The sequence below is a fragment of the Anaerococcus sp. Marseille-P9784 genome, from assembly GCF_902500265.1.
Lineage (GTDB): Bacteria > Bacillota > Clostridia > Tissierellales > Peptoniphilaceae > Anaerococcus.
The window spans coordinates 401,541-419,476 of the sequence record NZ_CABVOZ010000002.1; the positions used below are offsets into that span (position 1 = coordinate 401,541).

At 30.8% G+C, this 17,936-nt stretch carries 18 protein-coding genes; 10 read left to right on the forward strand and 8 right to left on the reverse strand.

Annotation, left to right across the window (positions count from 1 at the left end; genetic code table 11):
• Window positions 1-145 precede the first annotated feature (145 nt).
• Both GAN53_RS05810 and GAN53_RS05815 read left to right on the forward strand, forming a co-directional pair.
• Complete coding sequence (locus GAN53_RS05810) at window positions 146-934, forward strand: hypothetical protein (RefSeq protein WP_151409925.1); 789 nt, start codon at window positions 146-148, stop codon at window positions 932-934.
• A 43-nt stretch (window positions 935-977) separates the two neighbouring features.
• Window positions 978-2,876, forward strand: coding sequence for a fructose-bisphosphatase class III (locus GAN53_RS05815; RefSeq protein ID WP_151409927.1), 1,899 nt, complete (start codon window positions 978-980; stop codon window positions 2,874-2,876).
• A gap of 139 nt (window positions 2,877-3,015) precedes the next feature.
• Here the strand turns inward: GAN53_RS05815 and GAN53_RS05820 are convergent, their stop codons facing one another.
• Both GAN53_RS05820 and GAN53_RS05825 read right to left on the reverse strand, forming a co-directional pair.
• Window positions 3,016-3,537, reverse strand: coding sequence for a peptidylprolyl isomerase (locus GAN53_RS05820; protein WP_151409928.1), 522 nt, complete (start codon window positions 3,535-3,537; stop codon window positions 3,016-3,018).
• 114 nt (window positions 3,538-3,651) lie between these two features.
• Complete coding sequence (locus tag GAN53_RS05825; protein WP_151409930.1) at window positions 3,652-4,506, reverse strand: SH3 domain-containing protein; 855 nt, start codon at window positions 4,504-4,506, stop codon at window positions 3,652-3,654.
• A gap of 378 nt (window positions 4,507-4,884) precedes the next feature.
• Here GAN53_RS05825 and GAN53_RS05830 point away from each other — a divergent pair, with 378 nt between their 5' ends.
• From GAN53_RS05830 to GAN53_RS05840, 3 genes are read left to right on the forward strand one after another with little or no spacing between them, the layout of a single operon-like run.
• A complete protein-coding gene (locus tag GAN53_RS05830) occupies window positions 4,885-5,928 on the forward strand; it encodes a D-alanine--D-alanine ligase family protein (RefSeq protein WP_151409932.1) in 1,044 nt (347 codons plus the stop codon).
• Window positions 5,918-7,300 (forward strand): UDP-N-acetylmuramoyl-tripeptide--D-alanyl-D-alanine ligase, encoded by a 1,383-nt coding sequence (locus GAN53_RS05835; RefSeq protein WP_151409934.1) that lies wholly within the window; start codon window positions 5,918-5,920, stop codon window positions 7,298-7,300. Before GAN53_RS05830 ends, GAN53_RS05835 begins: the two co-directional genes overlap by 11 nt.
• A 9-nt stretch (window positions 7,301-7,309) precedes the next feature.
• Window positions 7,310-8,242: a 1-phosphofructokinase family hexose kinase gene (locus tag GAN53_RS05840; RefSeq protein WP_151409936.1), complete on the forward strand. Its 933-nt coding sequence runs from the start codon at window positions 7,310-7,312 to the stop codon at window positions 8,240-8,242.
• A gap of 59 nt (window positions 8,243-8,301) precedes the next feature.
• Here GAN53_RS05840 and udp read toward each other — a convergent pair whose 3' ends face one another.
• The 6 genes from udp to cls all read right to left on the reverse strand — a co-directional run bounded on the left by udp (window position 8,302) and on the right by cls (window position 13,748).
• On the reverse strand, window positions 8,302-9,075 hold the full coding sequence (gene udp, locus GAN53_RS05845) for a uridine phosphorylase (protein ID WP_151409937.1): 774 nt from the start codon (window positions 9,073-9,075) through the stop codon (window positions 8,302-8,304).
• 3 nt (window positions 9,076-9,078) lie between these two features.
• Window positions 9,079-9,525: a deoxycytidylate deaminase gene (locus GAN53_RS05850; protein ID WP_151409939.1), complete on the reverse strand. Its 447-nt coding sequence runs from the start codon at window positions 9,523-9,525 to the stop codon at window positions 9,079-9,081.
• A gap of 9 nt (window positions 9,526-9,534) precedes the next feature.
• Entirely contained in the window at window positions 9,535-10,794 is a 1,260-nt protein-coding gene (locus tag GAN53_RS05855; protein ID WP_151409941.1) for a hypothetical protein, read from the reverse strand.
• Entirely contained in the window at window positions 10,791-11,657 is an 867-nt protein-coding gene (locus GAN53_RS05860; RefSeq protein ID WP_151409944.1) for an ATP-binding cassette domain-containing protein, read from the reverse strand. The genes GAN53_RS05855 and GAN53_RS05860 overlap by 4 nt, the downstream gene beginning before the upstream one ends.
• Window positions 11,647-12,018 (reverse strand): GntR family transcriptional regulator, encoded by a 372-nt coding sequence (locus GAN53_RS05865; protein ID WP_151409945.1) that lies wholly within the window; start codon window positions 12,016-12,018, stop codon window positions 11,647-11,649. The genes GAN53_RS05860 and GAN53_RS05865 overlap by 11 nt, the downstream gene beginning before the upstream one ends.
• Window positions 12,019-12,155: 137 nt before the next feature.
• Window positions 12,156-13,748: a cardiolipin synthase gene (gene cls / locus GAN53_RS05870; protein ID WP_151409947.1), complete on the reverse strand. Its 1,593-nt coding sequence runs from the start codon at window positions 13,746-13,748 to the stop codon at window positions 12,156-12,158.
• 630 nt (window positions 13,749-14,378) lie between these two features.
• Between cls and GAN53_RS09770 the strand changes: the two genes are divergently transcribed.
• The 5 genes from GAN53_RS09770 (at window position 14,379) to GAN53_RS05890 (ending at window position 17,916) form a co-directional block, all read left to right on the forward strand.
• On the forward strand, window positions 14,379-14,543 hold the full coding sequence (locus tag GAN53_RS09770) for a hypothetical protein (RefSeq protein ID WP_192574096.1): 165 nt from the start codon (window positions 14,379-14,381) through the stop codon (window positions 14,541-14,543).
• A 285-nt stretch (window positions 14,544-14,828) separates the two neighbouring features.
• Window positions 14,829-15,104, forward strand: coding sequence for a type II toxin-antitoxin system RelB/DinJ family antitoxin (locus GAN53_RS05875; protein ID WP_151409949.1), 276 nt, complete (start codon window positions 14,829-14,831; stop codon window positions 15,102-15,104).
• Window positions 15,104-15,382, forward strand: coding sequence for a type II toxin-antitoxin system YafQ family toxin (locus GAN53_RS05880; protein WP_151409952.1), 279 nt, complete (start codon window positions 15,104-15,106; stop codon window positions 15,380-15,382). Before GAN53_RS05875 ends, GAN53_RS05880 begins: the two co-directional genes overlap by 1 nt.
• A 427-nt stretch (window positions 15,383-15,809) precedes the next feature.
• Window positions 15,810-16,583 (forward strand): bifunctional hydroxymethylpyrimidine kinase/phosphomethylpyrimidine kinase, encoded by a 774-nt coding sequence (locus tag GAN53_RS05885; RefSeq protein WP_151409954.1) that lies wholly within the window; start codon window positions 15,810-15,812, stop codon window positions 16,581-16,583.
• On the forward strand, window positions 16,576-17,916 hold the full coding sequence (locus GAN53_RS05890; protein WP_151409956.1) for an MATE family efflux transporter: 1,341 nt from the start codon (window positions 16,576-16,578) through the stop codon (window positions 17,914-17,916). The genes GAN53_RS05885 and GAN53_RS05890 overlap by 8 nt, the downstream gene beginning before the upstream one ends.
• Window positions 17,917-17,936 lie beyond the last annotated feature (20 nt).

Consider the following 17,936-nt stretch of genomic DNA (forward strand, 5'->3'; position numbering starts at 1 on the left):
TAAAATAAATTACATTACTCTTACTATACATACAATAATTGGTATTGTAAACACAATTTTTTTATTATACCACATATTTATAATTTTCTCTAGGATATTTATTTATAAAGACCAATTATGTTATAATATTAGTAATGGAGGATCTATGAAAAAATTAATTAAATTTATAAGCACAATTACCGGATTATTCCGATCCATAGTAACGATTTTATTTTTGCTTGCCATAGCTTTTACAATTTTGGTCGATATTAATTTACTTTACGCATCTTTTGATATTATAGGATTTAATTTTATTCCAAAAACTTTGATAAAAGCAACACTTATAATGATTTTTGCTATACTTTTTATCCTTAATATCATAATTACAAGACATATTTTTAGGGCAGCTGATAATGGTAAATATCATTTGTCTAATCTACTTTTTGCCTTGATATTTTTGGCCTTAGATGGATTTGTCTATATAAGCCTAAGAAATGAACAAAAATACTTCGTCTATGTATTTTTTGCCCTCAATGGTCTTATTGTAATTAATTCTATTTTTGGATTAATAGCCAAAGCTCGTGGTCTTTATGTAGATGATGAAAATAATGAAATCACAGATGAAAGTTTAGGCGAAAACAAAAAAGAAAATGATTATATAGAATTTGAAAAAAATATAGACCTAGATGAAGCTGAAGCAAATGAAGAAGAAGAGAAAGTCAAAATCTATACAAAAGATGAAAATGAGGAAAAAAATTCTGACCCAGAAACAAAAACAGAAGAGCAAGCATTTGTAGATTCTGCAAAACTCATAGAAGATTCTGATACTCACGAAGAAATTGACGATAAATTAGTTTACCAAAGTAATCCAAATGAGATAGATAGTGAAAATTTGGATGATGTAGATGTTTCTGATGCTGTTCAAAAAGATGACACAGAAAAAATAGACCAGTAATAAAGTCCTGCTTAATTAGAATAGATAATTTAAGGAGATTTTTATGCAAGAAAATTGTTACAAGTTGTTAAAAGAACATTACTACAGCAAGTCTAAGGTTAGAAATGAACTTATTTCTCTAAATTCAAAGCTTTATCTGCCAAAGGGAACTGAGTATTTTTTCTCTGATATCCACGGAGAATCTAGTGCATTTTTGCATTTACTAAAATCTGCTTCAGGAAATATTAGAGAAAAAACTTCTCTAAATTTTGGCGATACTCTTCTAAAAGAAGAGCAAGATAGCTTGGTTGACTTGGTTTATAATCCAAAAGAAGTCCTCCACGATTTAGAGATTAATGGAGGTCTTAACGAAGATTATCTTACCATAACTATTCATAGGTTGGTTTCTTTATTTAGATTTGTTTCAACCAAATACGCCAAAGATTATGTCAAAAGAAAGTTTGGTACTTCCTATACAAATATTGTGGATGAACTGCTTTACACCAACGATTCAGAATTTAATAAAAAAGTTTATTACGATAACCTTGTCGATAATGTCGTAAAATACGGAGCCGCCAAAGATTTTATAATCCTAATTTCAAAGCTAATTCAAAGAGTAAGTGTTGATAAGCTTCACGTTGTAGGCGATATCTTCGATAGAGGTCCATCTCCACAAATAATTTTAGATGAGCTAATTAATTTCCCTAATGTAGATATCCAATGGGGTAATCACGATATAGAATGGATGGGAGCTGTTTGTGGCTGTAAGGCTCTTACAGCAGCTTGTGTTGCAAATGCAATCCAATATAACAATTTTGATATGCTTGAAGATGGTTATGGAATAAATCTTCGACCACTCTATGAATTTACTATGAAAAATTATAGAGAAGACCCTTGCGAATTGTTTATGCCGAGAATTTTTGATGAAAATCACTACGATAATATCGATTCTCTAGTTGCAGCCAAGATGTTTAAGGCCATTTCAATTATAAGATATAAACTAGATGGGCAATTGATTGAGCGCAACAAAGAATTTAATATGGATGATAGAAATTTCTTAAAGCATATTGATTTTACAAATATGACTTATAAGGGCGAGCCTTTGAAGGACACAAACTTACCTACAGTTAATTCTAAAAATCCACTAGAGCTTACAAAAGGTGAAAAACACGTTATTGATAATCTCCAACAGGATTTCACCAGAGCTAGTAAACTTAATAAGCACATTGCATTTTTGTACGAAAAAGGTGGACTATATAAGGTGGAAAATGGTTCTTTGCTCTTTCACGGTTGCATTCCACTAAATGACGATGGATCTTTTAGGGAAGTAGAAATTGACGGAGGAGTTTTTAAAGGCAAAGCTATGATGGATAAATTTGATAGCGTTGCTAGAGAAGCATTTTATAATAAGGACCCTTATTCAGTTGATGTTATGTGGTATCTTTTTAATGGTAGAAATTCTCCGATTTTTGGCAAAAGTCAGTTTTCTTACTTTGAGAATATTTTTGTAGACAACAAAGACTTAAAAAAAGAAGACTACAATCCATATTTTAAATTATCCAATAGCGAAGAAATTGTTGATATGATTTTGGATGAATTTAACGTCAAATCTTCCAGAAGAAGAATTGTTAATGGCCATGTTCCAGTAAAAACTACCAAGGGAGATTCTCCTGTAAAAGCTAATAAGAAATTATATGTAATAGACGGTGGAATTTCAAAGCCTTACCAGGCTAAAACTGGCATAGCTGGCTATACCTTAGTTTATAACTCTCATGCAGTTTCTCTAGCTGAGCACAGAAGCTATGAATCTATAACTGAAGGAGTAAATTCCTATAGGCCAAATATCAAAGAAGTTGAAGTTCTCCACCCTAGAATGCTTCTAAAAGATACAGATCAAGGAAGAGAGCTAAAAGAACGCATAGAAGTTTTGGAATATCTTCTAAAAAATTATGATAATATTTAAAATAATATTTTAAATATAAAAAGCATAAATTCCATTAGAAAAAGTTTCACCCAAAATTTTGGAAAATTATAATTGAATATAAAAAACAATCTCTTGGAAAAGTTTTTATTCTTTTAATCCAAGAGATTCTTTTTTTTAATTAATATTTTTCAACTTCTGGATAATTTTCTCCAAAAGTTTCTACTGTAACTTTTTTCATTTTTTCTTCTTCTACTGGTCTATCGGCCCTATCGGTTTTTACATTTGCAATTTTATCAATTATATCCATGCCTTCTATAACTTTGCCAAAGGCTGCATATTCTCCATCTAGGTGTGGACTATCCTTATGCATTATAAAAAATTGACTTCCAGCAGAATCTGGCATCATTGATCTTGCCATTGATAAAACTCCGGCTTGGTGAGCTAAATCATTTTTAAATCCGTTTGAAGAAAATTCTCCCTTAATTGAATAACCAGGACCACCCATTCCTGTTCCTTGTGGATCTCCACCTTGGATCATGAAATTTTTGATGACTCTATGAAAAATCAATCCATCGTAAAAATTGCTATTTATTAGGGAAATAAAATTATTTACAGTGTTTGGTGCGATTTCTGGATATAGTTCTGCCTTAAAGATATCCCCATTTTCCATTTCAAAAGTAACTATAGGATTTTTTGCCATTGTTAACTCCTTTGTTTATTTAATGATAGTTTATATTTTACCAGCCTTAAATTATTTCTCTAGGAAAAATTTCCAAAGAAAAAACATCCCCATGAATGAGGATGTTAAATATTTTTAATACCAACCGTGTGATGCCCAGAATTGTTGAGCTGCTTCCCATGAACCATATCTTTGGTAAACATAATTATCAGCTGCTGCTTCTTGTTCTGCAGGGCTTGCACCGTAGTGAATTAATGATGGGTTAAGTTGGTATCTACCATAATAACCCCCTCTTGGATTGTAGGCTGTGTAAGAACCATTAGATTCTCTTTGAGCTATCCATTCTTTTGCCCAATTTGTTGTAAATTGTTGTTGTTCTTCTTGTTGAGTTTGATCTTCTTGGCTTGTTTGTTGGTTTGCTTGAGTGCTTTGATTGTTAGTTTGAGTTTGCACGACTTGTTGACTTTGTTGAGCTTGTTTGTTTTCTTTAGCCTTAGCATTTTTTTCTAAAGCTACGTTCTTTTCTCTAAAGCTTTCTAATAAGTTGTGGTAAACATAGCCAATTTTTCCATCAATTTCTACTTTTAAATAACCATTTTCAGCAACTTCTAAAACTTCTACAAGTTCGCCTTTTTGTAAAATTCTCATAACATTAGAGTTGATTGTTGGATTGTCTCTGAAATTTGTTGCTGCTATAATTTTATCTTCGCCAAGGATATGGAAATATCTTCTTGATACAAAGGCATCTTTGCCGTTAAAATCGATTTTTAACCAATCTCCTTCGTTAGATTTAATTTCATAGCTTTTCTCTTCATCGGAGATAAGTCCCATTACATTATCTCCTAAGCTTGCTTGATTTCTTACGTTTACTGCATTAGCTAAGTTTTTGTCAATAACTACCTTTGCCGCATCAGATTCTTTTGCATTCATAGCTATTATTGATGGGAAAACTAAAGCTGTTGCAAGTATATATTTTTTAAAATTAATCATATGTATTAATTTCCTTTCATTTTAATTATTATGTTTTGTAACAATAGTTACAAAATGTTAACAACTTCTTTTTACAAGTGCTATTATATCTTGTAATTGTGTAGAAATTATGTAGTTTCTTTTTAATATATTTTTATTTTTAAAATTTTGCCAATGCTTGTAATATCAATCTTTAGCCTTTAAAATCATAAGATATTTATCTTTCTAATTCCTAGTGGAAATCTGTATTTCTACACATTTTCTTCAAAAACTTTTATATTTATTTTGTAACTTTTGTTTTTTAATTTTTGTAATTATCTTTATAATTTAACTTTATATTTGCCGATAATTTTTATATGTAGTAAAATTTTATATATTGATAATGAAAGAGAGATTGCAATGATTGATGTCTACTTGCTTTTTGGTGGTCCTTCTAGCGAACATGATATAGCTTTAAGAAGTGCCCTAAATATTAGCAAAAATTTAAACAAAGAAAAGTACAATTTGAAATTAGTTTATATTAATAAAGAAGGATGTTTTTCTAAAGCCTTTGCTTTTGAAGACACTAGCGATGAATTTTCCCTAGTAAAAGAAATTAATTTTTCTAAAGCTGAGAGCATAGCTAATTTTATCGATGAAATAAAATCATTAGATCCTAAAAACACCGTAATTATTCCTGCTATCCATGGAACTTATGGCGAAGATGGAACAATTCAGGGATTTTTGGATGTTTTGGGCTTTCCATATGTTGGAAATGGACTTTTATCTTCTGCCATCTGCATGGATAAGGTTACTAGCAATGATATTTTCTATAAAAATGGTTTCCTCCAAGCTAAATATTTATATACATATAAGGAAGGCTTTGATGAAAAATTCTTAGAAAGATGCGAAAATGAAATAGGATTTCCTTTAATTGTAAAGCCTTCAGCTAACGGTTCATCTGTTGGTGTAAATAAGGTCGAAAATAAAGATCAATTGGCAAAAGCTATCGATGAAGCTTTAAAATACGATGACAAGGCCTTGGTCGAAGAGCTTATTGTTGGTCAAGAAATTGAAATTGCAGTTATTGGCGAAAAAGATAATATTCTAGCTACCAAACCTGCAGCATATATTACAGACCATATTTTCTTGGATTATGACGCAAAATATTTTGATAAGCAAACCATAGAAGAACTTCCTTATAAGATGGATCCAAAAGATGAAGAAAAAGCTAGAGAATTTGCCAAAGAATGTTACAAGGCTTGTGGCTGTTCTGGTTTTGCTCGTGTCGATATTTTCTATTCAAAAGATAAAAAGCTTTATATTAATGAAATAAATACTTTCCCAGGATTTACTCCGTCATCATTTTTTGCAAGACTTGCTATGCTTAGCTATGACAAGGACTTTTCTTATGTCTTAGATCAGATAATCGAAGATGGATTAAGGAGATTTGATGATAAATAAAACTTTAGGTCAGATTGCAAAAATGCTTAATGGCAAAATTTCTGATCATGATAAAGAAAATACAATAATTAAAGGAATTTCAACAGATTCTAGAACTATTGATAAAACAAACCTTTATATTCCTCTTGTAGGAGAAGTATATGATGGAAGAATTTTTATCAAAGAATGTGAAGAAAAAGGTGCAAGTGCCTTTCTTATAGATAAAGATTTTAATCTAAACAAAAATATTACCATTCCCTATATAATAGTAGAAGATACCAAAAAAGCTCTTATTGATTTGGCAAAAGCTTACCGAAGCGAATTGGATATGAAAGTAATTGCCATAACCGGTTCAAATGGCAAAACTACCTGCAAAGATTTGCTAGCTAAAGTCTTATCAGAAAAATTTCTAGTCCAAAAAACTATTGGAAACCTCAATAATGAAATAGGAGTCCCAAAAACTGTTTTGGACTTAGATCCTCAAACAGAAATTGCCGTAATCGAACTTGGCACAGACAATTTCGGGGATATTTCACTAACTACAGATATTGTAAAACCTGATATTGCTGCAATTTTAAATATTGGCGATAGTCACTTACTAAAACTAAAATCAAAAGAAGGTATTGCCAAGGCAAAACTTGAAATTGTAGAAGGATTGAAAGAAGATGGTTTGTTTATCTACAACAAGGATGACCCAACTTTAAGAAAGATCATTGCAGATTTTCCTATAAAACAAAAAGTCCTTAGCTTTGGTCTTGATGATAATTCATCTGATTACAAGATAGAAAAAAAAGAATCTAATTTTAATGGGGTAAAATTTAAACATAAGGACGATATTTTTGCTCTTCCACTAGTTGGCGATCATCAATTATATAATGGAGCCTTTGTCGCAATGGTCGCAAGCTTTTTAGGACTTAGGACAGATGAAATTAACAAAGGATTTTCAAAAGCTATAAGTTCAAAAAATCGTACTGAACTTATTGAGCTAGATGGTTTTGATATCTTGGATGATTCATATAAATCAAATCCTCAAGCCTTGTTAGCAGGACTAAAAATGGCCTATATGCTAAATGGCTATAGCAAAAAAATCGTTGTTTTATCAGATATGCTAGAACTGGGAGATGATGAGGCTTCTTATCATTTTGATATAGGAAAGAAAATTGATCCAAATAGTATCGACTATTGCCTATTCTTTGGACCTCTATCAATAAATATGTACCAAGCAGCCTTAGAAAATTTCCCAAAATCAAGAGTATTTTATTTTGAAAATAAGGCGGATTTGTGCGATAAGCTCAAACAACTAATAAGCAAGTCAACTCTTGTTTTTGTAAAAGGATCTCATGGAATGCATATGGAAGAAGTAATAGAAGTCATCAGAAAACTAAATATATAAGGAGAAATTATGATTTATACTGTAACCCTTAACCCTTCAATTGATTTATTAGTTGAATTGGAAAATCTAAATTTAGGTCAATACAATAATATAATAAATGAAACAACTCTTCCAGGCGGAAAGGCTCTAAATGTTTCAAGAATCCTTTCAGCCCTTAGAATACCATCAATAGCTACAGGTTTTGTCGGTGGTTTTCAAGGTATGTTTATCAAAGATTGGCTAGAAAAAGAAAGAATTCAAGCTGATTTTGTAGAAATGAAAAATGTCAACAGAACAAATATAAAGATTTTTGAAAACAAAAGAGAAAGTGTAATAAATTTTCCTGGACCTAAAATTTCCTCACAAGAAGTTAACGAATTGCTTTATTATTTATCCAGAGTAAGAGAAGGTGACACCCTAATTTTTGGTGGATCTGTCCCACCTATGGAAGAAAATAGAGATGTTGAAATTTATGACAGATTAGTTTCTGTCGCTACATCAAATAAGGCTGATTTTGTAGCTGATGTTCCAAGTAAGTATCTTTTAAATATGGTTAAAGAAAAGCCTCTACTAATCAAGCCAAATGGAGAAGATATTGCCGAAATCTTTGGAGTTGAAATTAAAGAGAAAAAAGATTACATTCCTTACGGCAAAAAGCTTCAAGAAATGGGAGCAAAAAATGTAATTATTTCCTACGGTTCTCAAGGTTCTATGCTTTTTGCTGAAGATAAGGTATATGCTTCAAATGAAATTGATGATGGTAGAGAAATTGTAAATACAACAGCTTGTAGAGATGCGATGATTGCTGGATTCTTAGGAAATTTGGTAAAAGATAATAATCCACTAGAAGCCTACAAAGTTTCAATTGCTGCTGCAAGTGCAACCGCCAGAGTTCTCGACTTGCCAAGTCATGATGAGATTATGGGAATGTTAAAATATGTTACAGTTGATGAAATAGAATAAGAATATAAAAGATCTCCCTTAATTTTAAGAGAGATCTTATTTTTTATCTTTAAAAGCTCCTATTTGTTTTTATCATCTTCTATTAAATATTCTAGTGCTTTAATGGCAACTTTTATAGGCATTTCCGTATCGTGAACTACAGGATTTTCCAAATTTTCTTTTTCTCTTTCTTGGTTAGCTACAACCAAAAAGCAAGCACCACACCTAACTTTTAGATAATGGCTAACTGTAAATAAGGCTGCAGATTCCATTTCGCTTGCTAGAGCCCCTAATTTTTTCCAAGCTTGCCATTTATTATTTAGTTCATAGGAAACTGGCATTTTATCTGCTTCATGCTGTCCATAAAAAGAATCCTTGCACTGAACAACTCCCAAATGGCTATTTTGTTTTAGGCTATCGGAAGCTTTTTTTAGGGCGCTTGTAACTAAAAAATCACTTACAGCAGGAAATTCTATAGGCGCATATTCTTTGCTAGTTCCTTCAGCTCTTATGGCAGCATTAGCTATGACTATATCGCCACTTTTTACATCAAGGCTAATTCCTCCACAAGTTCCAACTCTAATAAAGGTGTGTGCTCCTATTTTTGTTAGCTCCTCAATGGCAATAGCTGCTGAAGGTCCTCCTATGCCAGTTGATGTTACTGAAACTTTTTCTCCATTTAAAAATCCTGTATAGGTCACATATTCCCTATTATCAGCCACTAATTTTGCATTTTCAAAATGTTCTGCGATTTTTTTGCTTCTTTTTGGATCTCCTGGCAAAATTACGTATTTGCCAATATCATTACTGTCTAAATTTATATGATATTGTTTGTTATTTTCGCTATATTTCATTGTTTACTTCTCTCTAGGCAAATCAATTTTTATATAAGGAATCTTATTTCTTTCAAGCAATTCTTTTGCATAATCATCAACCCTATAAGCGTTGTTATAATATATTTTGCTAATTCCAGCTTGAATCAAGCTTTTTGTGCAATTTAGGCATGGAAAATGTGTTACATAAGCTATACAACCATTTACAGAAATTCCTTCCTTGGCACAATATAAAAGTGCATTCATTTCGGCATGAATTGTTGCTATGCAATGGCCACCTCTCATGGTATGTCCAATTTCATCACAATGAGGATTGCCTTTTATAGATCCATTATAACCAGTGCTTACAATTCGATTTTCTTTGTTGACAATTACACAACCTACATAAGCCCTGTCGCAAGTACCTCTTTGTGAAACTGTCATGGCAAGATTCATAAAGTATTCTTGCCAGCTTAACCTATCTTTTGCCATAATTACTCCTTAAAATTTAAGTCTTACTTTAAACAAAACATCAAATAGCTTGTAGCTTATCAAAAAGCCTAGGGCATATATTATTAAATTGATTAACATATTATATGGAGCTACAACTATGCTTATCAAATAATAAATAACTGATGTTAGTGACAAAATACCTAAAGTTTTTGCCCATATGCTAACAGGCTTTGAAATTATCATCAATCCAGATTTCTCGGAAGAAATTTTGCTATTAACTCCATAGGCCAAAATCGCCCACAATATTGCAATTACCAAAAATCCAGCAATGGATGGATAAGAATTGTCAACATTAAAGACTATGTCAAAAGGTTTAAAAAATTTTGGTAGAGAATTTGCAAAATTATTATAATTATCAGAAAAATCATAGGCTATTGAATCGTTAAATATTGCTATAATTACAAATATCAAAGTTTTTAGAAGTCTAATGGAGCCTATGGCAATAATTGATAGGCCAAGATGGCCTATGAAATTGCCAGCTATCATTCCCAAAGCTACTGCAAAAATACTCGTTGCAAGAAACATCAATAGCATTTTAGAAATTGTTTCTATGCCAACAAAGCTTATCAACGGACCCCAATCAGACGCTTTCATAAGTCCCATACCTATAAGATAATTTATCAAATATATGCTTAGTCCAAAGATAAAAACCATGATGCTTTTCATGATAATTTCATCTTTTTTTCTCCAAGGAAACATACATGTAAATTCATAATAAGGTAAAGACTCTTCAAAACTTGTAACTAGAATTGCTATTATGAATATAAAAAAACATATTGGCAATGTCAAATCCTCAATGTAATTTCCACCATAGGAATTTTCTATTCTGTTGCCCCCATTATCTTTCCAAGTTGTTAGATAATCACGATAAGTATAATAAGGTTCTGTTACAGCATAATAATCTCTACCATATTTATCTTGGAAATTTGTCATCATTTTTTCAAAATCTGACTCATTGTTAAATTTTTTATACTCATTTTCACTTAAATTGTATTTTTCTTCATAGGCTTTGGCGATTTCTTCTGCTTGACTTAAAAATTCCTTGTCAATTTTCCTGTTTTTTGATTCAAAACTTATGTTAGTTGCGCTTGCCATTTTATCTATGGATTCTTTAAAATTTTTGGAGTCCAAATCCAATCCTCTTTTTAATCCCAAACCGTTGGCAAGAGCTACCAAAATTGATATTAGCAAAATCCATATGCCAAATCTTTTCATAGTAATTCTAAATAATTTCTTAAAATCACTCATTTTCTTGCTCCTTCTTCTAAATAGAAATAATCTTCTACTTTGATTTCCAAGTTGTCATATTGAACGACATTTTCATCAGCTAGAATCTTTTCTAAGTCTTCTTTGTTTGAATCTATAAGCAAAGTATAAACTCTACCAATATTAGAAAGTATTATCGCTTTTTCTTTTATTTCATTAGGCAAGTTATCTTTTACGACAAGTTGGATTTTGTGTAAGTTGAGATTATTTTCTTCTGAGGTTGAGGATAATTTTCCATCTTTGCTTAGATATAAAATATTATCACAAATTCCAGTTAGATCTGACAGTTCGTGACTTGAAGCAAAAACTGCACATCCCTTATCCTTGGCATCTAGCAAATAATTGGTTATAAGTCTTTTATTTATTACATCCATACCATCGAGAATTTCATCTATCAAAATAACTTTCGTGTTACTTGCAAGAACTGTTATAAGTCCCAAAAGATTTTTTTCGCCCTTGGAGAAATTTCTCACAGATTGGTTTAAATTTATATTATTTTTAGAAATTTCATTTATAAAAAACTCCCTATCAAAATTAGGATACAAAATCTCATAAAAATCCGGAATATTTTTTACCTTATTATAATCAAAATAATCAAATCTATCTGGCAAATATGCTATATGCTCAATCGTTTTTGGATTGATTTCCAAAGAATTACCACAAATCTTAACTTTGCCTGAATCGTGCTTATAGATTCCAACTATTATTTTTAGTAAAGTCGTCTTACCAGATCCATTTCTTCCAACAAGACCTGTGATATTTCCCTCATTTAGTTTAAAGGAAATATTATCTAAAACTTTTTTCTCATCAAAAGACTTATTTAAATTAATAACCTCAACGAGCATTTATATCACCTGCCTTATTATAAAGCTTAGTAACATCATCCAAGCTGATGCCTAAGTATCTAGCTTCTATCAGATCATCTTGAAGTTTCTTCATCATATCATCAATTCTTGCACTAATTTTTGTATCGTCAAAGGATATAAAAGTTCCTATTCCCGTTTTCGTTTCTATAATCCCCTGTCTATCAAGCTCTCTAAATGCTTTTGAAACCGTAGCTTGGTTAATTAGAAGTTCTCTTGAAAGTTCCCTTACAGAAGGAAATTTATCTCCATTTCTAAAATATCCCTTGGCTATGGCTAATTTAGTCTGTTCTACCAATTGCATATAAAGAGGCGTATCTGAATTAGGATTTAAATCAAACAATATAATTACCTCCATAAATCGTTTTGTGCAACACCATACACTATTAGTATAAATTATATTATTATTATTAACTTTGTCAATACTTTAAATAAAAAACCACATATTTATAGGGATTACTATAAACATATGGTTGATTTTTAAAATAAAGTTGCAAAAGGTTTGGCGACATAAGCTACCGCCTTATCCATTGGAGGAATATTTGCCAGATCTTCCAATTTAATTTTGCTAGCAACGCTAAAGAAAACGTCAAAATCCTCTCTCATTTGGCTTATAGCTTCAGTATCATTCATCAAAACACCACACTCATAATTAAGATAAAGAGCTCTATAATCAAGATTAATCGTTCCTACAAAGCCAGACGAGTCATCAGATAGCCAAGATTTGGAATGGCAGAATCCTGGCGTATACTCGTAAATTTTAACTCCATTTTTTAAAAGCTGTTTGTAATGACTTCTTGCTAGGGCAAAGGCTACTTTTTTATCTGGAATATGTGGCAGGCAAATTCTAACATCTATGCCTCTTTTAGAAGCATTTATCATAGTAGAAATAATCTGATCTTCCAAAATCAAATATGGACTCATCATGTAAACATAGTCTTTAGAATTTTCAATAATGCTTAAAAGTGCATTTTTACCATAATCTTCCTTATCCTTAGGGCTATCACAAAACGGCAAAACAAATCCTTCTGCTTTTGTATCAAAATATTTTAGTAAATATTTAGAAAAATCTTCCATTTCATCTAAGGTCGAATTCCACATTTGTAAAAACATTATGGTAAAAGATTCAACTGCTGATCCTTCTAGTCTTAGTCCACAATCTTTCCAATGGCCAAATCTCTCATAAACATTTATATATTCATCGGCAATATTTATCCCGCCTGTAAAGGCGATTTTATTATCTATAACAAATATTTTTCTGTGATCTCTATTGTTATAATATGTTGAAACTATAGGAATCATAGGTGAAAAGACTCTACATTTAATACCCAAAGATTCCATTTGCTCTCTAAAATCAGATTTAACTCTTATCAAAGAATTAGTTCCATCATACAAAAGTCTAACCTCAACTCCCTCTTGAACTTTTTTTACCAATTCTTCAAGGATGCTACCCCACATATGACCGTAATCAATGATGAAAATTTCTATGAAAATAAAGTCTTTGGCAGATCTAATAGCAGTTAATATATCAGCAAAAACATCTTCGCCTACTGGGTAATACTTTGTAGATGTATTATTGTAAGTTACAAAGCCTCCAGTATCATAAAAGAAATTGCTTACATTGTAAACTTTTTTCTTATTTTCTCTTAAATAATCATAAAGTTTCGGATCTCTACGATAATAAGCTCTCCCCGCTTCTTCTAATTTTGTAACTTTTTCTTGTTCTTTTTTATGACCAATGCTAAAATGATCTAGCAAAAAAACTGCACTAGCAAAAGTTGGCCAAATAGCAATAAGCATAAACCGGGATAGTTTATAAGATGTGTTAATAGAATCCATATTAAGTATTATTAACATTATAATAGCCCTTAGAACCGCATCGCCTCCCAATAATACTGATGGTTCAATATCTATATACCAATATAAATAAAAAATAAGAGCAAGTTGTAAAAGTACCAATACCAGAAAAACTCCAGCACGACTAAAAAACAAAGAAAGCAAAGATTTTTTTGTTTTTTTCACATACTTATTTTCATTAACTTTTTCTATAATATTTAAAGCTTCATCTTTCATAATTTAATTATAATCCTATTGACTAAGGATATCAAATAAATGCTTAAATTACAACAATTAATAAAATTTTTTAAATTTTATTAATAACGAAATATAAGGGTACTAAACAATTTTTGTGACCGGTTTATGACGAGAAAATATTGAACTGTGTGCTATAGTTATTCAATAATAATCTAATTTATAGATAATATCTTAAAATTTACCAAATTTCACCTCAAGTAAGACTAAAATGGCTTACAGGAGTTTCTTGTTACTTTTAGTAACCCCACTTAAAAAACAACTAAACTTGGAAATGTTGCCCTCGAACAGTTCCCTAGGATTTTAATAAACAGCACCTCAGGAGGAGTCTAGCATGGTATTTAATATGATTAAACGTAATCGCTTGATAATATTATTTGATAAAATTATATATAATAAATAAATAAAAAATGAAACTCTACTGATGATTTTTTAAAATTATTACTTAGATTATTTTTTATTTTAAAATTTATTTTTTTCTTTTATGCTTAATATAGTCATTAACTTATAGAAAAATATATAAAAAACAATCGCCTTATACACGTGTATATTGTATGATATAAATACAATAAGAATTAACTTATTGAGTCAAGCAGGAGAAAGGAGAAACACATGGAAGAAATTGGGATGACTGACAAACAATTTAAATTTTTTCTAAAAAGATTATCTAAAGATATCGAAGAAATAAAAAAAGATATTAAAGAAGATCACAAAGAAAAGGCAATAGAAAAAATTGAAAGTTTGAAAGAAGATATAAAAACAACATTAGAAGATTAAGAAAAAGCCCCATTTAAAAGAGGTCAGTAAAATAAGGTTAAAGGGTAATCTTGCCCTTACCCTTTAACTAAATTATATACTAAGAGTAAATAGAAAGGCAAGGAAAAAAATTAAAAATTAAAAATCATCCCCATGCCAAAACTAAGCCCTAATTTCATCATTCAGTCAAAAATCCAACACCATTCTAGTAGCCAAAAATATAACCATCATCTAACTCCTTTCACATAAATATTAATTGACAATGTAAACCATTAGTATTATAATCATCATAAAGGAGATGGTATTATGGCAACAAGTCCAACACAAATACGTATAGATGAAGACGTAAAAAAACAAGCAACAAGCCTTTTCAAAGACCTAGGAATGGATATGTCAAGTGCAGTTAACATTTTCCTACGACAATGTATTCTTAGAGGTGGTCTACCATTTAATGTAGAAATACCACAATACAAAGAAGAAACCCTAAAAGCTCTAACTGAAGCAAAAGAAATATCCAAAGATCCCAAAGCACCTTCTTATTCTTCACTGGAAGAACTAAAGAAGGCTCTATTATCAGACTAATGTATAAAATAAAATTTACAAAAGCTTACAAAAAATCATACAAACGCATACTAAAGCGTGGTCTTGATATATCTCTTTTAGACAAAGTCATTGACAAACTTTCCAAAGGTCAACCACTAGAAGAAAAATACAAAGATCATCAATTAAAAGGAGAATTCTCGAATTTTCGTGAATGTCATATAAAACCCGACTGGCTTTTAATATATCTTATAGAAGATGATTTTTTAACTCTAACCCTAGTTGACACTGGATCACACTCAGATCTACTAAACCTATAACCACCCAAAAAGGGTGGTTTTTTACGAATAAATCTTTAAAATAATTTCTTGCAACAACTTCTTCGTACTAGTTTGAGCATTAGAAAGCATAGCCAACTTTTTCCTTAATCCCTAAATACTCATCCTTAACAATCATAAGCTCTTTACTAGCTTCCTTTGAGCCAATCACATCTTTTGATTTTATCATCTAAACCTCCTAAAGAAACATCAAGCGAGTACCGACAACGATATTAGCATAAAATTCATCCTGTGTAGCATTATAATAGAATGCTCCTGCTACGCCACCAATACCTGCACTACCACCTACAAAATAAAAAACACTTTTATCTACAAAAAAATTACTATCACAAAATTATAGCAAATTTTCGCCTTTAAGTTAACAAAAAAAAGATTATAATCAATAATGTAAGTTTTAAGGAGTTAATAAATGAGTAAAATTTTACTTATAAATGATTTTGTTTCAAAAGGAAAAATTGCTGGAAATATAATGGATGCTTGTTTATCTTATAAGCTTCACCAATGCTATTTTTTGCCAACAGCTTTGATATCTCACAACTTTTCTTTGGGAAATATTGCTAAACTTGATACAAGCTCTTATATCAAAGATTGTCTTGATAGTTGGGATAAACTTGGCTTTACTTTTGATATTATATTTATAGGATATGTAGAAAATAAAAAACAAAAAGATTTAATAATTGATTATATAAATAAAATTAAGTATAATCCTCTAATTGTCTTAGATCCGATTATGGGAGATGATGGTAAATTATATAAGAACGTAAATAATGATAAGCTAGAAATATACAAAGATTTGCTAAAGATAGCCCATATAATAATTCCAAATTCTACAGAAGCTAAATTTTTGGGTCTTTGTGATTTTGATAAACTCTTAGCTACAAATAAAAAATATTTGATAACAAGCTTAGATAATGAAAACAAACCCTACAATCTAGCAATTGATAAAGATTTATATAAAGTTTATTATAATAAAATAGATCTTAACTACGGTGGAACAGGAGATTTATTTGATAGTCTATTTTTGGATTATTACATAAAAACTAAAGATTTAAAAAAATCTATGGAATTTACCACAGAAGATATTTCTAAAATCTTAGAAATCCAAAAGAAAAAATACGGAACTCATCCATCCCTAGCTATCGAATCAATTCTTTGTGAAATTTATGGAGGAAAGTATGCTTGAAAAAAAATATTATAAAAGATCCATGGAGATAGCCTGGCCTGCGGTTTTCGAGTCTTTTTTTATAGCACTTGCAGGTATGATCGATACATTTATGATAAGTGGACTTGGACCTTCTGCAGTTGCTGCTGTTGGACTAACCACTCAACCAAAATTTTTGGCCTTTACAGTATTTTTTGCAATAACTAGTGCAATTTCAGCCTTAGTAGCCAGAAGGCAAGGCGAAGAAAATAGGCTAAAAGCCAACCAAACTCTGGTAACCGCACTTATAATTTCTATTATTTTTGCAATTTTAATAACGATTATTATGATATTTTTTACAGATCCTATTTTAAGATTTGCAGGAAGTGCTGAAGATACTCACCAAATGGCCAGGGATTATTTTATTGTGATAATGCTTGGAAATATCTTTAATGCCATAGCTTGGTCAATAAATGCTGCTCATAGAGGAGCTGGAGATACTCATACAGCTTTTATAACCAACGTTGTCGCATCAATAGTAAATATAATTTTTAACTATTTGCTCATTCAAGGTAATTTTGGTTTTCCAGCTATGGGAGCAAAAGGTGCTGCTCTTGCAACAGTTTTAGGAACAGTGGCTGAAACAATAATGTGCATCAAATCTTTAACTAAGAAAAATTCTTATATAAATTTTAAGGAAATGAAAAAACTTCCAATAAAAATTGATAAAGCTATTAGCAAGGAAATTTCAAGACTTTCAACAAATATCTGTGCAGAAATAATGTCAATGAGAATTGGATTTTTCATAACAGCCCTAACAGCTGCAAGGCTTGGAACAGAGTTATTTGCTATTCACAATGTAGGAATGAACCTCTTATCACTTTCCTTTTCTCTGGGAGATGGAATGAGTGTGGCTGTAATAACCCTAACTGGAAATGCCCTAGGTGCCAACAAAAATGATGAAGCCATAAAATATGGCAAGGCCTGCCAGCAAATTGGTTTGTTGATGAGCGCTATTATCTCAGTAATATTTTTTACCTTAGGAAAGACGATCTTTAGCCTATTTTTTGCAGATCCTTCGACAATTGATAAAAGTGCTATAGTCATTAGATATATTTGGCTTATAGTTTTCATGCAAATCTTACAGGTAATATATGGCGGTTCTTTAAGAGCTGCAGGAGATGTAAGATTTACCTTGCTAGTTGCCATAGTTTCAGTAACAATAATAAGATCTCTAGTAACAATTATAACCGTAAATGTTTTACATCTTGGTCTTGATGGAATTTGGATAGGCGTTTTAGCCGACCAAGTTAGTAGATTCTTAGGCCTAAGATATAGATTTAATAAAGGAAAATGGGTAGAGCTAAAAATTTAATTAAATTTTGAAAATAACTG

Bases quoted from the DNA above. Each gene is read 5' to 3' on its own strand.
- GAN53_RS05810 (WP_151409925.1), top strand. From the start codon at position 146: ATGAAAAAATTAATTAAATTTATAAGCACAATTACCGGATTATTCCGA.
- GAN53_RS05815 (WP_151409927.1), top strand. From the start codon at position 978: ATGCAAGAAAATTGTTACAAGTTGTTAAAAGAACATTACTACAGCAAG.
- GAN53_RS05820 (WP_151409928.1), bottom strand. From the start codon at position 3,537: ATGGCAAAAAATCCTATAGTTACTTTTGAAATGGAAAATGGGGATATC.
- GAN53_RS05825 (WP_151409930.1), bottom strand. From the start codon at position 4,506: ATGATTAATTTTAAAAAATATATACTTGCAACAGCTTTAGTTTTCCCA.
- GAN53_RS05830 (WP_151409932.1), top strand. From the start codon at position 4,885: ATGATTGATGTCTACTTGCTTTTTGGTGGTCCTTCTAGCGAACATGAT.
- GAN53_RS05835 (WP_151409934.1), top strand. From the start codon at position 5,918: ATGATAAATAAAACTTTAGGTCAGATTGCAAAAATGCTTAATGGCAAA.
- GAN53_RS05840 (WP_151409936.1), top strand. From the start codon at position 7,310: ATGATTTATACTGTAACCCTTAACCCTTCAATTGATTTATTAGTTGAA.
- udp (WP_151409937.1), bottom strand. From the start codon at position 9,075: ATGAAATATAGCGAAAATAACAAACAATATCATATAAATTTAGACAGT.
- GAN53_RS05850 (WP_151409939.1), bottom strand. From the start codon at position 9,525: ATGGCAAAAGATAGGTTAAGCTGGCAAGAATACTTTATGAATCTTGCC.
- GAN53_RS05855 (WP_151409941.1), bottom strand. From the start codon at position 10,794: ATGAGTGATTTTAAGAAATTATTTAGAATTACTATGAAAAGATTTGGC.
- GAN53_RS05860 (WP_151409944.1), bottom strand. From the start codon at position 11,657: ATGCTCGTTGAGGTTATTAATTTAAATAAGTCTTTTGATGAGAAAAAA.
- cls (WP_151409947.1), bottom strand. From the start codon at position 13,748: ATGAAAGATGAAGCTTTAAATATTATAGAAAAAGTTAATGAAAATAAG.
- GAN53_RS09770 (WP_192574096.1), top strand. From the start codon at position 14,379: ATGGAAGAAATTGGGATGACTGACAAACAATTTAAATTTTTTCTAAAA.
- GAN53_RS05875 (WP_151409949.1), top strand. From the start codon at position 14,829: ATGGCAACAAGTCCAACACAAATACGTATAGATGAAGACGTAAAAAAA.
- GAN53_RS05880 (WP_151409952.1), top strand. From the start codon at position 15,104: ATGTATAAAATAAAATTTACAAAAGCTTACAAAAAATCATACAAACGC.
- GAN53_RS05885 (WP_151409954.1), top strand. From the start codon at position 15,810: ATGAGTAAAATTTTACTTATAAATGATTTTGTTTCAAAAGGAAAAATT.
- GAN53_RS05890 (WP_151409956.1), top strand. From the start codon at position 16,576: ATGCTTGAAAAAAAATATTATAAAAGATCCATGGAGATAGCCTGGCCT.